Origin of the sequence: Metapseudomonas boanensis (genome assembly GCF_018704125.1) — a bacterium.
Lineage (GTDB): Bacteria > Pseudomonadota > Gammaproteobacteria > Pseudomonadales > Pseudomonadaceae > Metapseudomonas > Metapseudomonas boanensis.
On sequence record NZ_JAGTIS010000004.1, the window covers coordinates 49,373 to 71,813 of the forward strand.

A 22,441-nucleotide genomic window follows, 5' to 3' on the forward strand; every position below is an offset into this window, starting at 1 on the left:
CAGCCCGCTACATGAATACCCGACGATGCAGCATCCACCCGGTGCAGCGTCGCCTAAGCGACTAAAAAGAACAAAAGCGCCGAGGTGTTGCATGACCGCTCAGAATGAGCCAGCTACCCCCCTTTCGCCCGCTGACCAGCGGCTGCCCCTGATGCAGCTCTTCCTGGTTGGTATCCAACATGTTCTCCTGATGTACGGCGGCGCCGTCGCTGTGCCACTGATCGTCGGCCAGGCCGCCGGCCTGTCACGCGAGGAAATCGCCTTCCTGATCAACGCGGACCTGCTTGTGGCCGGTATTGCCACCCTGGTGCAATCCCTCGGCATCGGCCCCATGGGCATTCGCATGCCGGTGATGATGGGAGCCAGTTTCGCCGCCGTCGGCAGCATGGTGGTGATGGCCGGCATGCCCGGAGTCGGCCTGCAAGGGATCTTCGGCGCAACGATCGCCGCGGGCTTCTTCGGCCTGCTGATCGCGCCTTTCATGTCGCGCATCGTTCGTTTCTTCCCACCCTTGGTGACCGGCACGGTGATCACCTCGATCGGCCTGACGCTGTTCCCGGTAGCCGTCAACTGGGCAGGAGGCGGTAGCAAGGCCGCGCAGTTCGGCGCGCTGGAGTACCTGGCCATTGCGGCCCTGGTGCTGGGTGCGATCCTGCTGGTCAACCGTTTCCTCAAGGGCTTCTGGGTCAACGTATCGGTGCTGATCGGTATGAGCCTGGGTTACCTGTTGGCAGGAGCCTGCGGCATGGTCGACCTCAGCGGCCTGGACAAGGCGCCCTGGTTCCAGGTAGTGGAGCCAATGCATTTCGGCATGCCCAAGTTCGAACTGGCCTCCGTACTGTCCATGTGTCTGGTGGTGGTGATCATCTTCGTCGAGTCCACCGGCATGTTCCTCGCCCTGGGCAAGATCACCGGACGTGAAGTCTGCCCCAAAGCCCTGCGCCGCGGACTGCTCTGCGATGCCGGCGCGTCGTTCTTCGCGGGCTTCTTCAACACCTTTACCCACTCCTCGTTCGCCCAGAACATCGGCCTGGTGCAAATGACTGGTGTGCGCAGCCGATACGTGACTGCAGTCGCCGGCCTGTTCCTGGTGGTATTGAGCCTGCTGCCCAAGGCTGCGTTCCTGGTGGCTTCGATTCCGCCGGCCGTGCTCGGCGGTGCCGGTATCGCCATGTTCGGCATGGTCGCTGCCACCGGCATCAAGATCCTCCATGAAGCGGACATCACCGATCGCCACAACCAGCTGCTGGTCGCCGTCAGCATCGGCATGGGCATGGCACCGGTCGTCCGCCCGGAGTTCTTCGCCCAACTTCCGCACTGGATGGAACCCATCACCCACAGCGGTATCGCCATGGCCACCGTCAGCGCCCTGACGCTCAACCTGCTGTTCAACATTCTCGGCGAGAAGGATCGCAGCCAGCACTGCGCGGCTCACTGAGCGTATTTGCTCCCATCCGGTTGAACCCAAGAGGTTTATCCGGGACTCCATAGCCCGCCTACCCGGCGGGCTCTTTTAAACCTTGCCGTCTTTGACCGGCCCGCGCCCGCGCGGGGTCGCCGGACAGGATCGGCTTGCCGGAGGCTCTATGCACAGGAATTCATGAAGTGCTGAACCTCTTGCTCGACATTCTCGGCGAGTAAGGTCCTGCCCGTATGGGTAGCCACGCCGAAACGCATTGCGACCTCTTCACGCTTCCAGAAATACAACAAGAAGGAGAATCCGAATGCTTCGTTACCGCAGACTGGCGCTTGGCGCCGCTTTGATCGCCGCCAGCCCGGCTGGCTTTGCCGCTGAACAAGGCAAGATCTTCGAATGGATGAACAACAGTGTCGGCTTCCGTTATGGCCAACAGTTCACCAACCCGAACAACCCGGACAAGTTTGCCAAACGCGTGTACAGCTTCACCCACGCTGACGGGTACCGCTATGGCAGTAACTTCTTCAATCTGGACGTGTTCCTCTCCGACAGCCGCGACCCGCGCAAGGGTACCGATCACGGCGGCAGTGAGGTCTACGCGGTGTATCGACACCAGCTGTTCGCCTCGCGGGTATTCGACCAGCCGCTGGGGACCGGCCTGGTGAAGGACTACGCCTTCACCTTTGGCTTCGATGCCAACCGCAACAACAACCGCGCCTCGGCCAAGAAACGCGCCCTCGTGTTCGGCCCGACGCTGAAGTTCAACGGCGCCGGTGTCCTCGACCTGAGCCTGATGTACTACCGCGAGAAGAACCATTCGGGAATTCCCGGCGCGCGCCATCCGGACCACACGTTCGATTCTACCTACATGGTCAACCTGACCTGGCTCAAGCCTTTCCCGCTTGGCGACCACAACGCCAAGTTCCAGGGCTTCGTCAACTACGTCGGGGAGAAAGGCGAGGACTACTTCGACAAGGACACCGCCCCAGAAACTCTGATGCGCACCTCGCTGATGGTGGCCGCACTGCCTGGCGCCAAGACCAAGCCGAACCTCTGGCTCGGCGTCGGCTACGAGTACTGGCACAACAAGTTCGGCGTGGACGGAGGCCGGGGCAGCCGGACCTCGACGCCAACGGTGAACCTGGAATTCACCTTCTGACCTGGAGCCCGCCGCAAGGCGGGCTCTTTCCATCTTCCGCCAACTGAAGGGAACCAGCGTCACAGAAACAGAACAGTGCTGCGGTGGCATGCCCCCCTCCCCTTCGGGCCAAAGGGATGGCGCAATGCGCCATCCCCCTGCCCTGTCGCTCGTGGCGATCAGAAATGCACCTTGACCAGCAGGCTGGCGGTGTTCTGGTTGGTGCCGTCAAGAATCTCGTCGCCGAGGAAACTCTCGCTGTCGATCCCGTACTTGTCCTTCCAGTAGTCGTACTCGAAACCGACGTAGAGCTGCTTCTCACCCCAGCCCATCGACTTGCCCAAGTCGTACTTCACCTGCGGGTTGAAGTGCAGGTTGGCGTGGTAGGTGCCGCGATCGTTCTCGTCGTTGTCCACCACCCAGTCCATGAAGCCGTCGATCAGGATGTCGGAGTTGCCCACCGGGATGGTGTAGCTCCACACCGGAGTGATCTGCCAAACGTCGTCGCCAGGACGGCTGCCATCGGTCTGGCGGTTGTAGAAGTTGACCTGGAAGTAATCGAAGCCGGGAATGGCCAGGTCGAAACCTGGGCCAATCAGGTAGGACTCGACGTCGCCTTCGCCGAACTCGTAGGTCATCGCCAGCAACACGTCGGTAACCGGGCCGAACTGGATCTTCTGGTCGAAGATCTTGCCCAGCGACAAGCGCGGCTGGAATTCCCCGTAGTAGGTGTTGTCGCCGACGAGAGCATCCTTGTCACCGTTGTAGAAAATCTTGTCGAGGAAGAAGAAGTTGTCGCCGTACTTCCAGCCATCGGCATGCTCGAAGGTCACGGTTTGCTGGATTTCCGGGTTGATCTTGAAATCCTGGCCGTAGAGGTAGGTCAGGCTGTTGTTCTGCCAGAACAGCAGGTCGTCGGCCGTGGCCTGGCCGCCCGCCAGGAGGCCGGTCGAGAGGGCGAGGCAGTGCGGCAGATACTTCAATTTCATGGGGTTTCCCTTGTTGTAGTGGGTTTCAGGTTTTTCCGACCCGCACCCACCCCCAGCCCGCCCCGGAGCATGGAGGGCAGGCAAGGAACAGCTGCGGAACTGGAGAGGGTTTGGCGCCTCGCGTCAGCCGGAATATCCGCGGCTGATCTGGTGGCCAATGCCGGACGGGCTGTCTTCAGCATTGCGCTGTTCGGCTTCGTCTTGCGGGTTCTGCAGGGCCTCGATCATCGAGGCCCTGGGTTCGAATTCGTTTTCTTCGATCTCCACATGCTCATCCGGCAGGATGAAACTCAGCAGGATGGCGCTGAATGCCCCCACAGCCATTGGCGATTCGAAAATGCTCTGCAAGGCCTTGGGCAGTTCGTGAAGCACCTCCGGCACACCGGCTAAGCCAAGGCCAAGGCCAAGCCCCATGATGATGGGCGACAGGCGTAGCAGCGGATTGTCGAAGCGATAGAAGATGACAATGGCCCCCAGCACGAGTCCAGCCAGACCCAGATTGCTCAGCGAGCCAAGGTCGGCTGCACCAAAGCCCCCGGCCATATCTGTCATGGACATCTTGAGCAGCAACAAGACCACGAGAGAGATGATGGTGCCCTGCATGTACAGGAGGCCGGAACCGACCGGGCCGAAGCGGCGCACCTGGACGAAAGCGCCGAAGACGGACACGGGCAACGCCATGCTGATCAGGAACGGAATATCACTTTGCAGCCCGAGCATACTGCCGACGATCAGGGTCGGCGTGGTGATGCCAACGAAGCTTGCGAGGACGAGCTGGATGGCGGCAAAGGTTGAAGCTCTGAATCCAGCTGTGTCGTTCAACCCGTAGATGAGGTCGGGGCGATCTACGGACAGATCGGATGCACTCATGAGTAAAGCCTGCCTATTGTTTTTGTCGGTCATGGGCTTACAGGGTGTTCACACCCTGGGTTCTATCTCAGTCAAAAACTGATTCAGAAGTCAGGTTTTTCCGACTATATACACGTTGTGAACATCTCTAACAACATTTTCCACATTAATTGTGTACAAATATTGTTTCAGTCGAGCCAATCCCATCCCCCGATCTCAGCGAACTTCCCGCATATCGAGACAGAACGCTACCTCCGTAGAGGGCGTAGAGCCTTATGCAGCTGCGTGCTGGCCATTCATCAATCACTGATCAGGTTGCGCGTGTGATAGCTGATCAGAACGGCATGCCATCGGCTGGAATAGCTGCGCTAGCCCAATCCAGCCGACAGATCCGTGCAGGCCGTCAGGGCGTAGCCTTGTCCCGCTGTCGCTTGAGAAAGTCCACCTTCCACTGCTCCATCCCGAGGTATTCGGAATCGAGGTTGGCCTCCACCTGGTAGCGCGCCTTGAGCGTCGCCACCTCGTCCCGGTGTTCAGTGAGAAAGTGGTCAAAACGCCCGATCAATTCGGGGTACTTGACGCTGGAGAGGTTGAAAGTACCTCGGGTGTGCGGCAGCTTGGGGTCAAACACCAGGGCGCCGGGGCGAGCTCTTATGTTGTCCAGATAGAAGGTTGCGACCACCACGTTGTAGTAGGCACCGTCAGCCTCCCGCTTCATGGCCTGCTTGATCATCTGCGCCAGGCCTGTGCTGCGCACCACCTGGGTCTGCCCGCCCTGGATGCGGTCCTGGTAGCTCCAGGGTGTCCAGCCGTCCACCACCGCAAGGCGCGCGAGCTGGTCCAGCCCCCGGCCCTGCCGCTCCGGCGCGACCAGCACACCGTCCACATACGCCACCACCGGCTGGCTGTAGCTGACCGCCCTGCCCTGTTTCAGATCAGGGGCCCAATTGACATTGTCCGGGTACTTGAAGTCGACACTGCCGTTGAGCAGGTGCTGAGTCAGCTGCTTGACCGGTAGTGGCTGATAGCGAATATCCAACTTGTTCTCGCGGGCGAACAGGTCCAGCAAGTCGCGGGCAAAGCCCCGATATTCGCCGCTTTCGTCCACCCAGTAGTGAGGCTGGAAATCCTGGGGCTCGACCCCGACCACAAGGGTCTCGGCCTGACTGCAATCGATGTACAAGACGCCGGCAAGCAGCCAGCCAAACGCAAGAGGCTTCATGACCTTCTCCTTGTTCTTATTGAGACGCTGACCTACAGGAGCGAGCCTGGCCCGCTCCTGTAGGCCTCTTACTCCCCAGAGACCAGTTGGCGGGCCAACTGGTTGTGGCGCTCCAGCACCCGCGGCAAGTCGACCGTCATCAACTGGCCATCGCGGACGACCACCTTGCCGTTGATCACGCTGGTGGACACATGGGTCGGCGTGCAGAAGACCAGGGCCGCCAGCGGATCGTGCAGCGCGCCGGCATAGGCAATGTGGTTCAGGTCGAAGGCGACGAAGTCGGCGACCATGCCCGGCGCCAACGCACCGATATCGTTACGGTTGAGCACCTTGGCACCACCCAGGGTGGCGATTTCCAGGGCTTCACGAGCCGTCATGGCATCGGGGCCGAAGCCAACCCTCTGCAGCAGCAGGGCCTGGCGCACCTCGCCGATCATGCTGGCGCCGTCGTTGGAGGCCGAACCATCCACGCCGAGTCCCACCGGCACACCGGCATCGCGCATGCGCCGCACCGGAGCTATGCCCGAGGCCAGGCGCATGTTCGAGCAGGGGCAGTGAGCAACGCCGGTACCGGTGCGGGCGAACAGCTCGATACCGTGTTCGTCCAACTGCACGCAGTGGGCGTGCCAGACGTCATGGCCGACCCACCCCAGATCCTCGGCATACTCGGCCGGAGTCATGCCGAACTTCTCGCGGCTGTAGGCGATGTCGTTGACGTTCTCCGCCAGGTGGGTGTGCAGCGACACCCCGTACTGGCGCGCCAGCACCGCGGCTTCGCGCATCAGGTCGCGGCTCACCGAGAAAGGCGAGCACGGTGCCACCACCACCCGCAGCATCGAGCCGTGGGAGGCGTCGTGATAGTCCTCGATCAGGCGCTGGGACTCCTTGAGGATGTCGGCTTCCTTCTCCACCACCGAGTCCGGCGGCAGGCCGCCCTGACTGCGGCCGACGCTCATGCTGCCACGCGCGGCGTGGAAGCGCATGCCGATCTCGCCAGCGGCGTGGATGCTGTCGTCCAGCTTGCAGCCATTCGGGTAAATGTACAGATGGTCGCTGGAGGTAGTGCAGCCGGAAAGGATCAGCTCGGCCATCGCGGTCTGGGTGGAGACCTGGATCATCTCAGGCGTCAGCCGCGCCCAGATCGGGTAGAGATTGGTCAGCCAGTTGAACAACTCGCCGTCCTGCGCCGCCGGCACCACCCGCGTCAGGCTCTGGTACATGTGGTGGTGGGTGTTGACCAGGCCGGGGATGACGATCTTTCCCGCAAGATCCAGCACCTCGTCCGCCGTCTGGGGCAGTTCGGCACTCGACCCGACCTGGAGGATGCGGTTGTCCTCGATGAACATTCCCCCTTGCCGGATTTCCCGGCGCTGGCCGTCCATGGTCACCAGCAAGTCGGCGTTCTTCACCAAGAGTGTTCTGGGCATGCATGTTCTCCTCGGCCCTTGCGGGCACAATTATTTTCGGAATCTGGTTCGAGAGGGATCAAGGTTCTCGTGGACGCCCTGGCAAGGCGCTTCACCGAAGACAGTACGATCAGTACGGCGAGATGGAGCAACGCCGCCACGGCTAACACGAGGGCCTTGATCAGCCGCCGGTCATGCTCATGAAGCGGATTACCTGGACCTGTTCGGACGCATCGAAGTGATGTCGCTCCGGCTTGAGCCTGAGCGCTTCGATCAGCGCAGCGCGCAGCCGCTCGGCATCGCCAGGATGACGGCGGATCAACGCTTTGAGGTCCAGCGCTCCTTCGTGCCCAAGGCAGAGCACCAGCTTGCCTTCGGCCGTGACCCGCACACGGTTGCAGTCGCCGCAGAAATTGCGGCTATGGGGAGAGATGAAACCGACCTGGGTGTCGCTGCCGACCACCTGCCAATAGCGGGACGGCCCGCCGGTGCGGTGACTGCTGGGCACTAACTGGAAGCGCTGCTCGACCCGCTCGCGCACCTCTTCGCTGGTGCACAAGGTGACCTTGCGCTCGTGACTGGAAATGCTGCCTAGCGGCATCTCCTCGATGAAACTGATGTCCAGGCCGCGATCGACGGCAAAGGCGACCAGGTCCTGAACCTCATCGTCGTTGCGCCCCTTCTGCACCACGGTATTGAGCTTGATGCGACGAAAACCGGCAACGCGCGCGGCGTCGATGCCGGACAGAACCTGGTCGAGGCGGTCGCGGCGGGTGAAGGCTGCAAACCGCTCGCGTTGCAGGGAGTCGAGGCTGATGTTCAAGCGGGTGACGCCTGCTTCGCGAAGCTCATGGGCCATGTGCTCGAGCTGCGAGCCGTTGCTGGTGATGGCCAGGTCATCCAGTTCGTCGCGGGCGCCGAGGCGCGTCAGCAGGGAGGTCAGGCCCTTGCGCACCAATGGCTCACCGCCGGTGATACGAATGCGCCGGACACCCAGGCCAATGAAGGCATCGGCGACGGTATAGAGCTCTTCGAGGCTGAGGATCTGCGCGCGAGGAGCGAAGACCATGTCCTCGCTCATGCAATAGGTGCAACGAAAGTCGCAGCGGTCGGTGACCGACAGACGCAGGTAAGTGATTCGTCGACCGAAAGGGTCGAGCAAGTGTGTGTCTTGCATGGGTGAAGTCTGCCGCAACACGCACCGGTCAGGACACCGGCGACATGGACGGATGCCGAATAGAAACAGAAAACCTTTTTTTTGTATACAGGAATCTGCCTCCGGCCTTCGCTTGAGAGCCCCGCGAGGCCGGTGATACCATGCCCGACCTCTCGCCGGCCGGCCTTTCCGGCGTCCCGGACGAGTCCAACAAGGAGCCGATGTGAGCAGCATTCGCGAGCGCAACAGAGACCTCATCCTGCGCGCGGCCAGCGAGGAATTCGCCGACAAAGGGTTCGCCGCCACCAAGACGAGCGACATCGCGGCCAAGGCTGGTCTGCCCAAACCCAACGTCTATTACTACTTCAAGTCGAAAGAGAACCTCTACCGCGAGGTCCTCGAGAGCATCGTCGAGCCGCTGCTGCAAGCATCTGCGCCTTTCAAGCAGGCGGGACACCCATATGACGTGCTCACGGCCTACATACGCTCGAAGATCCGTATCTCCCGCGAACTGCCTTATGCATCCAAAGTATTCGCCAGCGAGATCATGCACGGCGCGCCACACCTTTCCGCCGAACAGACCCAGCAACTGAACGACCAGGCCAGACACAACATCGAGTGCATCCAGCGTTGGATCGACCAAGGGCTGATGGCCAACGTCGACCCGCACCACCTGCTCTTCAGCATCTGGGCCGCAACCCAGACATACGCCGACTTCGACTGGCAGATCTCCACCGTCACCGGCAAGGCCACCCTCAGCGACGCCGACTACGACGCCGCGGCCGAGACCATCATCCGCCTGGTGATCAAGGGCTGCGAAGTGGAAGAAAGGCCACAGGCCAGGAGCGCCTGAAGCCCCTCCAACAAAGCAACGCCAGCCTCTGCGCTCTAAACCGCGGCAGCCCTTCGGGCTGCTCAGCGAATGAATTCGCCCCCACAAAAGAGCAGCAACCCTCACTCACCTTGCAGGGGGGTGAGCTTCAACCCATCCCGAATTTCACCCCCGGCTAGCGCTACCGGGGGACCAAAAGACTTCACCCCCACAGGGCAGGTGCTGGCTGGCACAAACCCTGTGGGGGTGAATTCATTCGCTGAGGGTTGCGCAGCAGCCCCACCAAGCATCAGGCCGCGCCGGCATCCGCCTTCAGGCCGACAGCCTCCACCGCGCTCACCGCGCACTGCTCATCTATATCCGACGTATCGCCACTGATGCCGATGGCGCCGATCACTTGTCCTTGCGCATCACGAATCAGCACGCCCCCCGGTGCCGGCACCAGGTTGCCGTCGGCCAAAGTATTCACCGCGCCGATGAAGGCCGGGCGCTGCTGCGCATCGGCGGCAATCAGGCGCGAGCCCTTGCCCAGTGCCACGGCCCCCCATGCCTTGCCGATGGCGATCTGCGGACGAAGCATGCTGGCGCCATCCTGACGCTGCAGAGTGATCAGGTGGCCGCCGGCATCCAGCACGGCAATGGTCAGCGGCGCGGTGCGCAGTTCACGACCGGTGGCCAAAGCATGATTGGAAATGGTCACAGCGGTTTCCAGGGTCAAAGTGCTCATTTAAAGCGTTCCTCGTGAGTGGTTGGACCTTTTGCGGCGCCGGAACTGCCTGGGTTTGCCGGCCCTCAAGCCGTACAGGGGAAGTCCTACCCAAGCGCCAGACGCATCTGAATGCTTTGACTCACTATCCCACCGAACACAAAAAAATCAACCAATAGATACAATATGATTATTTTTTGTATACAGTGCTATCGTCAGCTTTCTGGCAAGCCTGGTAAATGCCCATAAAACGGGCGTTTTAAAAGAATCTCGCTCCTGCGACCTTCAACCACACAAATGGCCTTGACCCTTCAGTCAGCTGCTGAATAGAATCCAGCCACGTAGCTTGTATACAATTTTCACAAGAAAGAGGCACAAAACATGGCCAAAATGAGAGCAATCGAGGCTGCCGTCCTGGTGATGCGTCGCGAAGGCATCGACACCGCGTTCGGCATCCCCGGCGCCGCCATCAACCCGCTGTACGCAGCGCTGAACAAGATCGGCGGCGTTGACCATGTACTGGCCCGTCACGTCGAAGGCGCCTCGCACATGGCCGAGGGCTATACCCGCACCAACCCGGGAAACATCGGCGTGTGCATCGGCACCTCCGGCCCGGCAGGCACCGACATGGTCACCGGCCTGTACTCGGCGTCTGCCGACTCCATCCCGATCCTCTGCATCACCGGCCAGGCTCCGCGTGCACGCCTGCACAAGGAAGATTTCCAGGCCGTCGACATCACCAGCATCGTCAAGCCGGTGACCAAGTGGGCGACCACCGTCCTGGAGCCGGGCCAAGTGCCCTACGCCTTCCAGAAAGCCTTCTATGAAATGCGCAGCGGCCGTCCCGGCCCGGTGCTGATCGACCTGCCATTCGACGTGCAGATGGCGGAGATCGAGTTCGACATCGACGCCTACCAGCCTCTGGCGGTCAACAAGCCGTCCGCCAGTCGCATCCAGGCCGAGAAGGCTCTGGCCATGCTGAACGACGCCGAGCGTCCGCTGATCGTCGCCGGTGGCGGCATCATCAACGCCGATGCTTCCGAGAAGCTGGTTGAGTTCGCCGAGCTGACCGGCGTTCCGGTCATCCCGACCCTGATGGGCTGGGGCACCATCCCCGATGACCACCCGCTGATGGCCGGCATGTGTGGCCTGCAGACCTCCCACCGCTACGGCAACGCGACGATGCTGGAATCCGACCTGGTGTTCGGCATCGGCAACCGCTGGGCCAACCGCCACACCGGTTCCGTCGACGTCTACACCCAGGGCCGCCGCTTCATCCACGTGGACATCGAACCGACCCAGATCGGTCGCGTATTCACTCCGGATCTGGGCATTGTGTCCGACGCCGGTTCCGCGCTGGACGCCTTCCTCGAAGTGGCCCGCGAGTGGAAAGCCGCTGGCAAGCTCAAGGACCGCAGCGCCTGGGTCGAAGCCTGCCGCGACCGCAAGCGTACCCTGCAGCGCAAGACCCACTTCGACAACGTGCCGGTCAAACCGCAGCGCGTATATGAAGAGATGAACGAGTTCTTCGGCAAGGACACCTGCTACGTCAGCACCATCGGCCTGTCGCAAATTGCCGGCGCGCAGTTCCTGCACGTGTACAAGCCGCGCCACTGGATCAACTGTGGCCAGGCCGGCCCGCTGGGTTGGACTGTTCCGGCTGCCCTGGGGGTGGTCAAAGCCGATCCGAGCCGCCCGGTTGTTGCCCTGTCCGGTGACTATGACTTCCAGTTCATGATCGAAGAGCTGGCCGTGGGTGCGCAGTTCAACCTGCCCTACATCCATGTGCTGGTGAACAACTCCTACCTGGGCCTGATCCGCCAAGCGCAGCGTGGCTTCGAAATCGACTACTGCGTGCAGCTGTCCTTCGAGAACGTCAACGCGCCGGAGCTCAACGGTTACGGTGTGGACCACGTCGCGGTGGTCGAGGGCCTGGGTTGCAAGGCGATCCGCGTATCGGACGCCAACGAACTGCAAGGGGCTTTCGCCAAGGCCAAGCAACTGATGGAAGAGTTCCGCGTACCGGTCGTAGTGGAGGTCATCCTGGAGCGCGTCACCAACATCTCCATGGGCACCGAGATCAACGCCATCAACGAGTTCGAGGAACTGGCCCTGACTGGGGCCGACGCACCGACCGCCATCTCGTTGCTGGATTGATCGCCTGACTCCCCTCTCCTATTCGTGGTGGGAGAGGGCCTTCAACTCCCCTCTCCCGCCGGGAGAGGGGAACAAGATTGAGGAGAAATTCATGCCCCGTTTTGCTGCCAACCTGTCAATGCTGTTCACCGAGGTGGACTTCCTGGACCGTTTCGCCGCCGCTGCCGAAGCCGGTTTCAGCGGTGTCGAATACCTCTTCCCCTACGATTTCCCGGTTGAGGAAATCCGCGCCCGCCTGGACGCCAACAAGCTGGAACAGGTGCTGTTCAACCTGCCCGCCGGTGACTGGGGCAAGGGCGAGCGTGGCATCGCCTGCCACCCGGACCGTGTGGAAGAGTTTCGCGCTGGCGTGGACAAAGCCATCGCCTACGCCAAGGTGCTGGGCAACACGCAGATCAACTGCCTGGCTGGCATCCGCCCGCAAGGCCATGACTGCGCGACCATCGAAAAGACCTTCGTCGACAACCTGAAGTACGCCGCCGAGAAGCTCGAGGCCGCCGGCATCAAGCTGGTGATGGAAGCGATCAACACCCGCGACATCCCCGGCTTCTACCTGAACAACACCCAGCAGGCCCTGGCCATCCGCGAAAAAGTGGGCAGCGCCAACCTGTTCCTGCAGTACGACATCTACCACATGCAAATCATGGAAGGTGACCTGGCGCGTACCGTCGAGTCCAACCTGGCCGCGATCAACCATGTGCAGCTCGCCGACAACCCGGGCCGCAACGAGCCGGGCACCGGCGAGATCAACTACCGCTTCCTCTTCCAGCATCTGGACCGCATTGGCTACCAGGGCTGGGTCGGCTGTGAATACAAGCCGGCTACCACCACCGTTGCCGGCCTGGGCTGGCTGAAAACCCATAACGCCATCTAAGAAAGAGGTATTCAACATGGCCAAGATCGGATTCATCGGCACCGGCATCATGGGCAAGCCCATGGCTCAGAACCTGCAGAAAGCCGGCCACACCCTGTTCTTCTCCGAGCATTTCGACAAGGCTCCGGCCGACCTGCTGGGTGACAACGGCGTCGCCCTGGCCAACCCGAAAGAAGTTGCCCAGGAAGCCGAGTTCATCATCGTGATGGTTCCGGACACCCCCCAGGTCGACGACGTACTGTTCCGCAAGGACGGCGTGGCCGAAGGCGTTGGCGCCGGCAAAGTCGTGATCGACATGAGCTCCATCTCCCCCACCGCCACCAAGGCCTTCGCCGAGAAGATCAAGGCGACCGGCGCTGCCTACCTGGACGCCCCGGTGTCCGGCGGTGAAGTCGGTGCCAAGGCCGCGACCCTGAGCATCATGGTCGGTGGTTGCCCGAACGCCTTCGAACGCGCCCTGCCGCTGTTCCAGGCCATGGGCAAGAACATCACCCGCGTGGGTGCCAACGGTGACGGCCAGACCGCCAAGGTCGCCAACCAGATCATCGTTGCCCTGAACATCCAGGCCGTTGCCGAAGCCCTGCTGTTCGCCGCCCGGAACGGCGCCGACCCAGCCAAGGTACGCGAAGCACTGATGGGTGGTTTCGCCGGCTCCAAGATTCTCGAAGTCCACGGCGAGCGTATGATCAAGGGCACCTTCGATCCGGGCTTCCGCATCAGCCTGCACCAGAAGGACCTGAACCTGGCACTGTCCGGCGCCCGCGAACTGGGCCTGAACCTGCCGAACACCGCCAACGCCCAGCAAGTGTTCAGCACCTGCGCGGCCCTCGGCGGCAGCAACTGGGACCACTCCGCCCTGATCAAGGGCCTGGAGCACATGGCCAACTTCTCGATTCGCGAGGAGTGATGTTTCGTAGGACGGGATGAGCGCCAGCGCTGCCCATCGATCCGGCAGCTCCCGCGATGGCCAGCGCCCGCTCTTCCCGTCCTACGACCCCTTTCGACCCTCCTGGTCCGCGGTGACACGGCGCCAACGACCAGGAAGGTCGATTCCAGTCCCGAGCCGCTGCGCGCGGCGGTTCGGGACTGAAATCGGCCAGACACGCCCAGCGATTCCACTCGCCGGCATGCCGTCCTACAAGAAGCATCAGGCCACCTGGAGCCAGCCATGTCCCTCGATCCCAAAGCCTTCCTGCGCGACCTGTTCGCCACCGCCATCGCCGCCGCCCACCCACGCCAGGTGCTGGCCGACCACCTTCCCGCCGACCGCTCCGGCCGCGTCATCGTCATCGGCGCCGGCAAGGCCGCCGCAGCCATGGCCGAGGTGATCGAGCGCGAATGGCAGGGCGAGATTTCCGGCCTGGTGGTGACCCGCTACGGCCACGGTGCCGACTGCAAGAAGATCGAAGTCGTCGAGGCCGCCCACCCGGTACCGGATGCCGCCGGCCTGGAAACCGCCCAGCGCGTGCTCAAGCTGGTTAGCGGGCTGTCGGAGTCCGACCGAGTGATCTTCCTGCTCTCCGGCGGTGGCTCCTCCCTGCTCGCCCTGCCCGCCGAAGGCCTGACCCTCAAGGACAAGCAGGCGATCAACAAGGCCCTGCTGAAGTCCGGCGCTTCCATCTCCGAGATGAACTGCGTGCGCAAGCACCTCTCGGCGATCAAGGGCGGCCGCCTGGCCAAGGCCTGCTGGCCGGCCACCGTCTACACCTACGCGATTTCCGACGTGCCCGGCGACGAGGCCACCGTGATCGCCTCCGGCCCCACCGTGGCCGACCCGACCACCTCTGCCGAAGCCCTGGCCATTCTCGCCCGCTACGAGATCGAGATTCCGGCCCATGTGCGTACCTGGCTGCAAGACCCGCGCTCGGAAACCGTGAAGCCCGGTGATCCCTGCCTGTCGCGCAGCCATTTCCAACTGATCGCCACGCCCCAGCAATCCCTGGACGCCGCCGCCGAGAAGGTTCGCGCCGCCGGCCTGACCCCACTGATCCTCGGCGATCTGGAAGGCGAATCCCGCGAGGTGGCCAAGGTCCACGCCGGCATCGCCCGGCAGATAGTCCTTCACGGCCAACCGATCAAGCCGCCGTGCGTAATCATCTCCGGCGGCGAGACCACCGTGACCGTACGCGGCGATGGCCGCGGCGGGCGTAATGCCGAGTTCCTGCTGAGCCTGACCAATACCCTGAAAGGCTTGCCCGACGTCTATGCCCTGGCTGGCGACACCGACGGCATCGATGGCTCGGAAGACAATGCCGGCGCCATCATGACCCCGTGCAGCTACGGCCGCGCCGCCAAGCTCGGCCTCAGCTCCAGCGACGAGCTGGACAACAACAACGGCTACGGCTACTTCGCCGCACTGGGTGATTTGATCGTAACCGAGCCGACCCGCACCAACGTGAACGACTTCCGCGCCATCCTGATTCTCGAGAGCCCTGAAAAATGACGCCTGACAAGAAAGTAAAAATCCTCGCCACCCTCGGGCCGGCGATCAAAGGCATCGACGACATCCGCCAGTTGGTGGAAGCCGGCGTCAACCTGTTCCGCCTCAACTTCAGCCACGGTGAACACGCCGACCACGCCCAACGCTACGAATGGGTGCGCGAAGTGGAGCGCCAGCTGAATTACCCCATCGGCATCCTCATGGACCTGCAAGGGCCAAAGCTGCGCGTGGGCCGCTTTGCCGATGGCAAGGTGAACCTGGAGCGCGGCCAGGCCTTCCGCCTGGACCTGGACAGCACCCCGGGTGACGCCCGCCGGGTCAACCTGCCGCACCCCGAGATCATCGAGGCGCTGGAGCCCGGCATGAACCTGCTGCTGGACGACGGTCGTCTGCGCCTGCAGGTGATCGCCAAGCAATCCGATGGCGTGGACACCAAAGTAGTAGCCGGTGGCGAACTGTCCGACCGCAAGGGTGTGAACGTACCGGAAGCGGTGCTGCAACTCAGCCCGCTGACCGCCAAGGATCGTCGTGACCTTGCCTTCGGCCTGGATTTGGGCGTGGATTGGGTGGCGCTGTCGTTCGTGCAGCGTCCTGAAGACATCGTCGAAGCCCGCGAGCTGATCCAGGGTCGCGCCTTCCTCATGGCCAAGATCGAGAAGCCCTCTGCGGTGCAACACCTCGAAGAAATCGCCCGCCTCTGCGACGCCATCATGGTGGCTCGCGGCGACCTGGGTGTGGAAGTACCGGCCGAGAACGTACCGCGCATCCAGAAGGACATCATTCGCACCTGCCGCCAACTTGGTCGGCCGGTGGTGGTGGCCACCCAGATGCTCGAATCCATGCGTTTCTCCCCGGCACCGACCCGCGCTGAAGTGACTGACGTTGCCAACGCCGTGGCCGAAGGCACCGACGCGGTGATGCTCTCCGCCGAGACTGCTTCCGGCGACTACCCACTGGAAACCGTGCAGATGATGAGCAAGATCATCCGCCAGGTGGAGAACGGTCCGGACTTCCAGAGCCAGCTCGACGTCAGCCGTCCACAGGCCGAGGCTACCGCTTCGGATGCCATCAGCTGCGCCATCCGCCGCATCAGCAGCATCCTGCCGGTGGCGGCCCTGGTGAATTACACCGAGTCCGGCAGCTCCAGTCTGCGCGCCTCCCGCGAGCGCCCGAAGGCGCCGATCCTCAGCCTGACGCCGAATCTCAACACCGCACGTCGCCTGACTGTGGCCTGGGGCATCTATTCGGTCGTCAATGAACGTCTGCACAAGGTCGAGGAAGTCACCAGCACAGCGCTGGAGATAGCCCAGGCCCAAGGCATGGCCAAGCGTGGCGATACCGTGGTGATCACCGCCGGCGTGCCGTTCGGCCAGCCGGGCAGCACAAACAGCCTGCGGATCGAAACGCTGAACTGATTTGAAACACCCGAAGCGACGGGGTCCATAGAGAACCTGCGCTCCAATGCAGCACCTGTAGCGAAGCTTCGCTCGGCCCCTCGCGAGCAAGCTTCGCTACAGGAATAGATGCCCGGTTCGAAACGACTGGGCGATTTTTTTCAGAACTGCCATGTATCGACTGCCTCTACGACCTGAAGTCCGTAGTTGGGCCTCGGCCCAATTGAACGGTTTCAGCCAGATATTCCTGCAGCGCCACCCTGGCTGCGGCGCACTGATCCTGCTTGCCATTGCGCTGGGCGCCCCTGCCCTGCTCGGTGGTGCACTGCTGGGTGGTGCCGCCGGTTGGCTCACTGCCGTTCGACGGCGATATCGCAAGGAAGACATCGAAGCCGGGCTCTACGGCTACAACGGCGTGCTGCTGGGTCTGCTGCTCAGCGCACGATTCGAGCCATCGCTCTATCTGGCGCTGGTTATCCTGTGCGCCGGCGGGATGTCCTCACTGTTGCTCAATCCATTGCTTGCAGCCGCACGCCAGCGCAGGTGGCTGCCGGCCTATACGCTGCCCTTCGTCAGCTTCGGCTGGCTATGGCTAGCTCTGGGCGGGCCGCTGGAGCTGGTCCCCAGCGCAGCATCGGCCGACGAACTGTTGCAGCACGGCTGGATTGGCACACCGCTGGCGGTCGTGCGTGGAATTGGCCAGGTGATTTTCCTCAATGCCCCGTTGCCAGGTGCCTGTGTGCTCACCGCACTGCTGGCGGCCAACTGGCGCGTGGCCGCCTGGGCACTTTTCGGCTCTGCCCTGGCGCTTAGCCTGGCTACGCTCCAGGGGCTACCCGAGCAAGACCTGCTGGCCGGACTGTACGGGCTGAATGGCGCCCTGGTCGCTATCGCGTTGGGCAAGGACTTCCGCCAACCCTGGGCCGTGCTTGCCGGTGTGTTGCTGAGTGTTCTGCTACAACCCGGTTTTGCCGTGCTAGGCCTGCCCGCCATGACGGCCCCCTTCATCCTTGCCTGCTGGCTGGTGTTGGCCAGCACGCTTCTGCTGCGCTGCATTCTGCCAAGCCTGCGGCGCTTGCCGGAGTGAACCAGTAACCCCACTCCTTGAGGCCGTACTCCATCGGTGGGTGCAAATTCCTTCGCAAAGGGCCACAACGCGCCCCGCGCAACCTCTCGGCAGACCTGCCTGGCAAATGAATTCGCCCCTCCAGGGGAATGCCTTCATGAAAACAAACATGAATAAACAAATATTTTTTTAGTATTAAACGAATATAAAAAGGCCGGATATAGTCACGTCGTCACACTGCCCCCCAGAAGGAACTCCCTGTGAAACGACTGTTCTCCGCCTCCCTGCTGGCCGCCGGCCTGGCCCTGGCAAGTGCCGCTCAGGCTGCGCCTACCCTGCTCAACGTTTCCTATGACGTGATGCGCGACTTCTACAAGGACTACAACGCCGCATTCCAGAAGCACTGGCAGCAGGAGAATGGCGAGAGCATCAACCTGCAGATGTCCCATGGCGGCTCCAGCAAACAGGCTCGCGCAGTGATCGACGGCCTGCCGGCCGACGTGATCACCATGAACCAGGCCACGGACATCAATGCCCTGGCCGATCATGGCGGCCTGGTGCCGCAAGACTGGGCCAGCCGCCTGCCGAACGACAGCGCACCCTTTACCTCCGCCACCGTGTTCATCGTGCGCAAGGGCAACCCTAAGGGCCTGAAGGATTGGCCGGATCTGCTCAAGGATGGCGTGCAAGTCGTGGTACCCAACCCGAAGACCTCCGGGAACGGTCGCTACACCTACCTTTCCGCTTGGGGCTACGTGCTGAAAAATGGCGGAGACCAGGACAAGGCCAAGGACTTCGTCGGCAAGCTGTTCAAGCAGGCCCCGGTGCTGGACACCGGCGGTCGCGCCGCCACTACCACCTTCATCCAGAACCAGATCGGCGATGTGCTGGTGACCTTCGAGAATGAAGCCGAGATGATCGCCCGCGAATTCGGCCGCGGCGGCTTTGAAGTGGTCTACCCCAGCGTCTCGGCCGAGGCCGAGCCGCCGGTTGCCGTGGTCGACAAGGTGGTGGACAAGAAAGGTACCCGCGCCGCCGCCGAGGCCTACCTGAAGTACCTGTGGAGCGACGAAGGCCAGACCATCGCCGCCAACAACTACCTGCGCCCACGCAACCCGGAAATCCTCGCCAAGTTCTCCGACCGCTTCCCGAAAGTGGACTTCTTCTCGATAGAGAAGACCTTCGGTGAGTGGCGAGACGTGCAGAACGTGCACTTCAACGACGGCGGCGTGTTCGACCAGGTCTACACCGGGCAATGACCCGTTCGCCCTGCCCGATCGCGGGCAGGGCATCACTCCTCAGGCTCACCGCCAACCCAGTGTCCGCAAGGCTCCCAGGAGCGTATCCCCATCCAGCGCCGGTACCCGCCGTTCATCCGCGCTCACCATCTCCTGCCCTGCCAGCACGGCATTGATGATCGCCTCCTCAACCGCCTCCGCAGCCCCCAGGAAAAGCGGCGAGATATGATCGTTATTGACCATTTCCAGTGGCGTGCTGAACGGCAGGTCCTTGCGCCCGTAATCCGCTGGCGGCAGGTCGCAATTGCCAGTGGCGAAGGCGAGGAAGATGTCGCCACTGGCGTCCTCGGTCCCACCGCCGGTACGGGCGATGCCGATGGAAGCACGCTGAGCCAGGCGCTGGCACTGATGGGGCAACAGCGGCGCATCAGTGGCCAGGATGACCACGATGGAGCCCATGCCTGGAGTACCGTGTTCGGCGAAGGGGGATTCGATCTCGCCCAGCAGACGCCCAACCGGGTAGCCGTCAACCCGCAACTCGCGGCGCATGCCGTGGTTGGCCTGAACCAGTGCGCCCACCGTCCAGCCGCCTTGCTCCGCCGGAAGCCGGCGCGACGCCGTGCCGATACCGCCCTTGAACTCATGGCAGATCATTCCCGTACCACCCCCGACCGGTCCCTCGGCTACTGCGCCGCTTCGCGCATCGGCCAAGGCCTCGGCCACTTCAGCGGGGCCGACATGCTGACCCCAGATGTCGTTGAGCACGCCGTCGTACGTTTCCATCACCACCGGCATGCACCAGTACACCGAGTCGCCGGCTTGAGCACGTTCCTCAGCGACCAGGGCGTCACGCACCGCGCCGACGCTGTGGGTGTTGGTGATGGCTAGCGGCGTGGTCAGCAGACCCGCCTCGCGGATCCACTCCAGCCCGGTGGCGTCGCCGTTGCCATTGAGTACATGGCATCCGGCAAAACACGGCTGTTCGCGGGCCGATCCGGCCCGCGGCTGCACCAGCGTCACGCCGGTGCGCACTAGCTTGCCGCTGCGCTCTTCGCAAATCGTGCTGTGGCCGACCCGCACGCCCGGCACGTCCGTGATGGCGTTGAACTCACCCGGCATGCCGAGCCCGATATTGATACCAAGTTGACGCGCACGCATAACGACTCCTGGAATTCAGAGTTTCTGGAAGGCGGGACTGAGCTTGCCGTAGGTGCCATAGAGGATCACCGATACCGCCAGTAGCCCGAGGATGGTCAATAGGTCCTGGCCGGAGGCCTCCAGCGCCAGGTTGAGCAGCAGGTAGCCCGCGCCGATTACCGCCAGCAGCGCCGGCAGAGGCCATAACGGCATGCAGTAGCTGTGCTCGATGTCGCGCCGCAATACCCGGCTGAATAGCGCACAGAGCGCGATGATCAGATAAACGACGACAATCAGCAGCACGGTGAACGAGGTCATTTCCGCCAGGTTGGAGCTGAAGCTGAGCAGCGCCGAAGGGACCGCGAGGAACAAGGTGGCCAGCCAGGGCGACTCCCAACGCGGATGAATTCGAGTGAACGCGCGATTGAGAGCAGGCGTCCAGAGCTCATCACGACCGCTGCTGAAGATTACCCGGCCAATCTGGATGACGATGGCGATGATGGCGTTGAACACCGAGAGGAATATCCCCGCACTGACCAGCCGGGACAGGGTTTCGTTGCCATGACTGGCAAGCAGATAGCCGATGGGGTCCGGGCTGGCCACCATCTCGGCGAGCGAAGGCGCGCCAATCAGCAGGGCCGTCAGCGGCGCCAGTTCAATGGCGACAACCAGCAGCAGCGACCAGAGAACGGCCCTGGGCAAACCGTGGCCACCGTCCTTCATGTCCTCTGCCAACAGCACGGCGCCGCCGAAGCCGTTGTAGGAAAACAACGCTATGCCGACCGCGCCGACCACCAGGGCCATCGGCGCCGCTTGCAGCACACCGTTCTCCAATAACTGGGGCTGCAGCAACACGCTCGCTGGCTGCTCTGCGTTACCAAAACCAAGGACGACGATCACCAGCAGGGCCGCGACCTCAAGTAGCAGGCAAATACCCGTAACCCAGGCATTGAGTTTGATATTGAGGACGCCCAGCAAGTAGCTCGCCGCCACGATGACCAAGGCCACCATCTGTGAATCGAACTGCGTTCCCAGGGCGGCATTGAGGTAAGTTGCCGCGCCGGTCGCCAGCACTGGCGGAACGAATATCATCGCCGCCAGCACCGTCAGGAAAGTGGCATAGCCTGCCATGCCGCCGAACACACGCTTGGCATAGACGTATTCGCCACCGGCGGTCTTGTGCGCGCGGCCGAGCTCCGAGTAGCACCAGGCGAACATCAGCGCCAACACCGCAGCCAGGACAAAGGACAGGAACGCCCCACTGCCGGCCTGCTGGATAGCGAAGGGAGCGATGACAAAAACCGAGCTGGCCGGAGTGACACTGGAGACCGTGATAGCGACCACATCGAAGGTGCCCAAAGTGGGCTTGAGCGAACCCGTGGACGGGCTGGAAGAGCTCATATCCTGATCCTCTTGCTTGTTATTGGGATTGAGGCGGGAACGAAGCGTTGCCGGCTTGCGCAGCGGCGCTGTTGTTGTGGAGCGGATTCTGGGGAAGCATGGCTACAGAGCCAATCACCCTATTGGAGTACGCCCCTTGACGCGGACCGGGCCTGATCGGCCAAGCTTGCGCTCCCAGCCTGAGCGGATTCGGAGATGCATATGGAAACCTTGTTCCGGGAGGCCGGCCTGCACGCCAGCCTCGGCCGCACCATCGAGCAGATCGGTCGCGAGCGTTTCTGGAAGCAACTGATCCTGCTGCTGCACCAATGGCTGCCGTTCGACAATGCGCTGGCCACCCACTACCCGGCGGAAGGCGTCCCCATTCCCCTGGAGGTCTACGATGTCGAGCCTCAGATCGGCCCGGCACCGATGGTCGCGTACCTGAACGGTCTTTACCTGCTTGACCCCTTCTACCAGGCCTGCCAGGAGGGGTTACCCAGCGGTCTGTATCGCCTGGAGGAAATTGCCCCAGACCAGTTCCGCCTGAGCGAGTACTTCCTCAGCTACTTTCATGACAATGTGCTGGAGGATGAAGTGCAGTTCATTCTCCAACTGCCTGGCGATGGGGCGCTCTCGCTATCGCTGGGCATGCGGCGCCTGTTCAACGCCGAAGAATGCGGCATGCTCGCCCTGCTTTCGACCTGGGTACTGGCGCTGATGCAGCAGCACTGGCACCAGTGCAGCCTGCGCCCCCAGGCTGCCCGAAATGACGAAATAGCTACGCAAGTACGTGATGCACTAAGCCAGTTTGGTGCAGGGGTCCTATCGGAACGGGAACTGGAGATCGCACGCCTGATACTGCGTGGCTACTCATCGAAGGCCATCGCCGAGCGCCTGGCCATCTCGCCGGAAACGGTGAAAGTGCACCGCCGACACCTGTACGCCAAGCTGGATATCTCCTCCCAGCCAGAGCTGTTTTCGCTGTTCATCCAGGCTTTGGGGCACGATCCGGAGAATCCTTGAGCCTCGCGCGCAAG

At 62.4% G+C, this 22,441-nt stretch carries 19 protein-coding genes; 11 read left to right on the forward strand and 8 right to left on the reverse strand.

The genetic code is table 11. The features are described from left to right. Positions 1 to 91: 91 nt before the first annotated feature. Positions 92 to 1,438 (forward strand): nucleobase:cation symporter-2 family protein, encoded by a 1,347-nt coding sequence (locus J7302_RS09580; protein WP_215373183.1) that lies wholly within the window; start codon positions 92 to 94, stop codon positions 1,436 to 1,438. A gap of 286 nt (positions 1,439 to 1,724) precedes the next feature. Then, positions 1,725 to 2,576, forward strand: a complete 852-nt coding sequence (locus J7302_RS09585) for a nucleoside-binding protein (RefSeq protein ID WP_215373185.1) — start codon at positions 1,725 to 1,727, stop codon at positions 2,574 to 2,576. Between the two features lie 158 nt (positions 2,577 to 2,734). Here J7302_RS09585 and J7302_RS09590 read toward each other — a convergent pair whose 3' ends face one another. The 5 genes from J7302_RS09590 to moaA all read right to left on the reverse strand — a co-directional run bounded on the left by J7302_RS09590 (position 2,735) and on the right by moaA (position 8,198). Continuing rightward, on the reverse strand, positions 2,735 to 3,544 hold the full coding sequence (locus J7302_RS09590; RefSeq protein WP_215373187.1) for an outer membrane protein OmpK: 810 nt from the start codon (positions 3,542 to 3,544) through the stop codon (positions 2,735 to 2,737). 123 nt (positions 3,545 to 3,667) lie between these two features. Beyond that, entirely contained in the window at positions 3,668 to 4,414 is a 747-nt protein-coding gene (locus J7302_RS09595; protein ID WP_215373189.1) for a hypothetical protein, read from the reverse strand. 382 nt (positions 4,415 to 4,796) lie between these two features. Then, positions 4,797 to 5,615, reverse strand: coding sequence for a substrate-binding periplasmic protein (locus J7302_RS09600; protein WP_215373191.1), 819 nt, complete (start codon positions 5,613 to 5,615; stop codon positions 4,797 to 4,799). A gap of 68 nt (positions 5,616 to 5,683) precedes the next feature. After that, the gene (locus tag J7302_RS09605) at positions 5,684 to 7,042 is read right to left on the reverse strand and encodes an 8-oxoguanine deaminase (protein WP_215373193.1); all 1,359 of its coding nucleotides are present in this window, start codon (positions 7,040 to 7,042) and stop codon (positions 5,684 to 5,686) included. Between the two features lie 160 nt (positions 7,043 to 7,202). Next, positions 7,203 to 8,198 (reverse strand): GTP 3',8-cyclase MoaA, encoded by a 996-nt coding sequence (gene moaA / locus J7302_RS09610; protein WP_215373195.1) that lies wholly within the window; start codon positions 8,196 to 8,198, stop codon positions 7,203 to 7,205. Between the two features lie 202 nt (positions 8,199 to 8,400). Between moaA and J7302_RS09615 the strand changes: the two genes are divergently transcribed. Continuing rightward, a complete protein-coding gene (locus J7302_RS09615) occupies positions 8,401 to 9,030 on the forward strand; it encodes a TetR/AcrR family transcriptional regulator (protein WP_215373197.1) in 630 nt (209 codons plus the stop codon). Positions 9,031 to 9,298: 268 nt separating this feature from the next. Here the strand turns inward: J7302_RS09615 and J7302_RS09620 are convergent, their stop codons facing one another. Further along, positions 9,299 to 9,736 (reverse strand): GlcG/HbpS family heme-binding protein, encoded by a 438-nt coding sequence (locus J7302_RS09620; RefSeq protein WP_215373199.1) that lies wholly within the window; start codon positions 9,734 to 9,736, stop codon positions 9,299 to 9,301. 360 nt (positions 9,737 to 10,096) lie between these two features. Here J7302_RS09620 and gcl point away from each other — a divergent pair, with 360 nt between their 5' ends. The 7 genes from gcl (at position 10,097) to J7302_RS09655 (ending at position 18,905) form a co-directional block, all read left to right on the forward strand. Further along, the gene (gene gcl, locus J7302_RS09625; RefSeq protein ID WP_215373201.1) at positions 10,097 to 11,872 is read left to right on the forward strand and encodes a glyoxylate carboligase; all 1,776 of its coding nucleotides are present in this window, start codon (positions 10,097 to 10,099) and stop codon (positions 11,870 to 11,872) included. A gap of 91 nt (positions 11,873 to 11,963) precedes the next feature. Beyond that, complete coding sequence (gene hyi / locus J7302_RS09630) at positions 11,964 to 12,746, forward strand: hydroxypyruvate isomerase (protein ID WP_215373203.1); 783 nt, start codon at positions 11,964 to 11,966, stop codon at positions 12,744 to 12,746. A gap of 16 nt (positions 12,747 to 12,762) precedes the next feature. Continuing rightward, positions 12,763 to 13,653: a 2-hydroxy-3-oxopropionate reductase gene (locus tag J7302_RS09635; RefSeq protein WP_215373205.1), complete on the forward strand. Its 891-nt coding sequence runs from the start codon at positions 12,763 to 12,765 to the stop codon at positions 13,651 to 13,653. Between the two features lie 261 nt (positions 13,654 to 13,914). After that, a complete protein-coding gene (locus J7302_RS09640) occupies positions 13,915 to 15,189 on the forward strand; it encodes a glycerate kinase type-2 family protein (RefSeq protein WP_215373207.1) in 1,275 nt (424 codons plus the stop codon). Continuing rightward, positions 15,186 to 16,601, forward strand: a complete 1,416-nt coding sequence (gene pyk, locus J7302_RS09645) for a pyruvate kinase (protein WP_215373211.1) — start codon at positions 15,186 to 15,188, stop codon at positions 16,599 to 16,601. Before J7302_RS09640 ends, pyk begins: the two co-directional genes overlap by 4 nt. 151 nt (positions 16,602 to 16,752) lie before the next feature. After that, complete coding sequence (locus J7302_RS09650) at positions 16,753 to 17,667, forward strand: urea transporter (protein WP_215373213.1); 915 nt, start codon at positions 16,753 to 16,755, stop codon at positions 17,665 to 17,667. Positions 17,668 to 17,906: 239 nt separating this feature from the next. Beyond that, a complete protein-coding gene (locus J7302_RS09655; RefSeq protein ID WP_215373217.1) occupies positions 17,907 to 18,905 on the forward strand; it encodes a sulfate ABC transporter substrate-binding protein in 999 nt (332 codons plus the stop codon). Positions 18,906 to 18,950: 45 nt separating this feature from the next. On the opposite strand, the gene J7302_RS09660 is transcribed toward J7302_RS09655, so the two are convergent. After that, positions 18,951 to 20,042, reverse strand: coding sequence for a DmpA family aminopeptidase (locus J7302_RS09660; RefSeq protein WP_215373220.1), 1,092 nt, complete (start codon positions 20,040 to 20,042; stop codon positions 18,951 to 18,953). Between the two features lie 15 nt (positions 20,043 to 20,057). Next, on the reverse strand, positions 20,058 to 21,422 hold the full coding sequence (locus J7302_RS09665; protein ID WP_215373223.1) for an APC family permease: 1,365 nt from the start codon (positions 21,420 to 21,422) through the stop codon (positions 20,058 to 20,060). A gap of 201 nt (positions 21,423 to 21,623) precedes the next feature. Between J7302_RS09665 and J7302_RS09670 the strand changes: the two genes are divergently transcribed. Further along, positions 21,624 to 22,427, forward strand: a complete 804-nt coding sequence (locus J7302_RS09670) for a helix-turn-helix transcriptional regulator (RefSeq protein ID WP_215373227.1) — start codon at positions 21,624 to 21,626, stop codon at positions 22,425 to 22,427. The last annotated feature ends 14 nt before the right edge of the window (positions 22,428 to 22,441 follow it).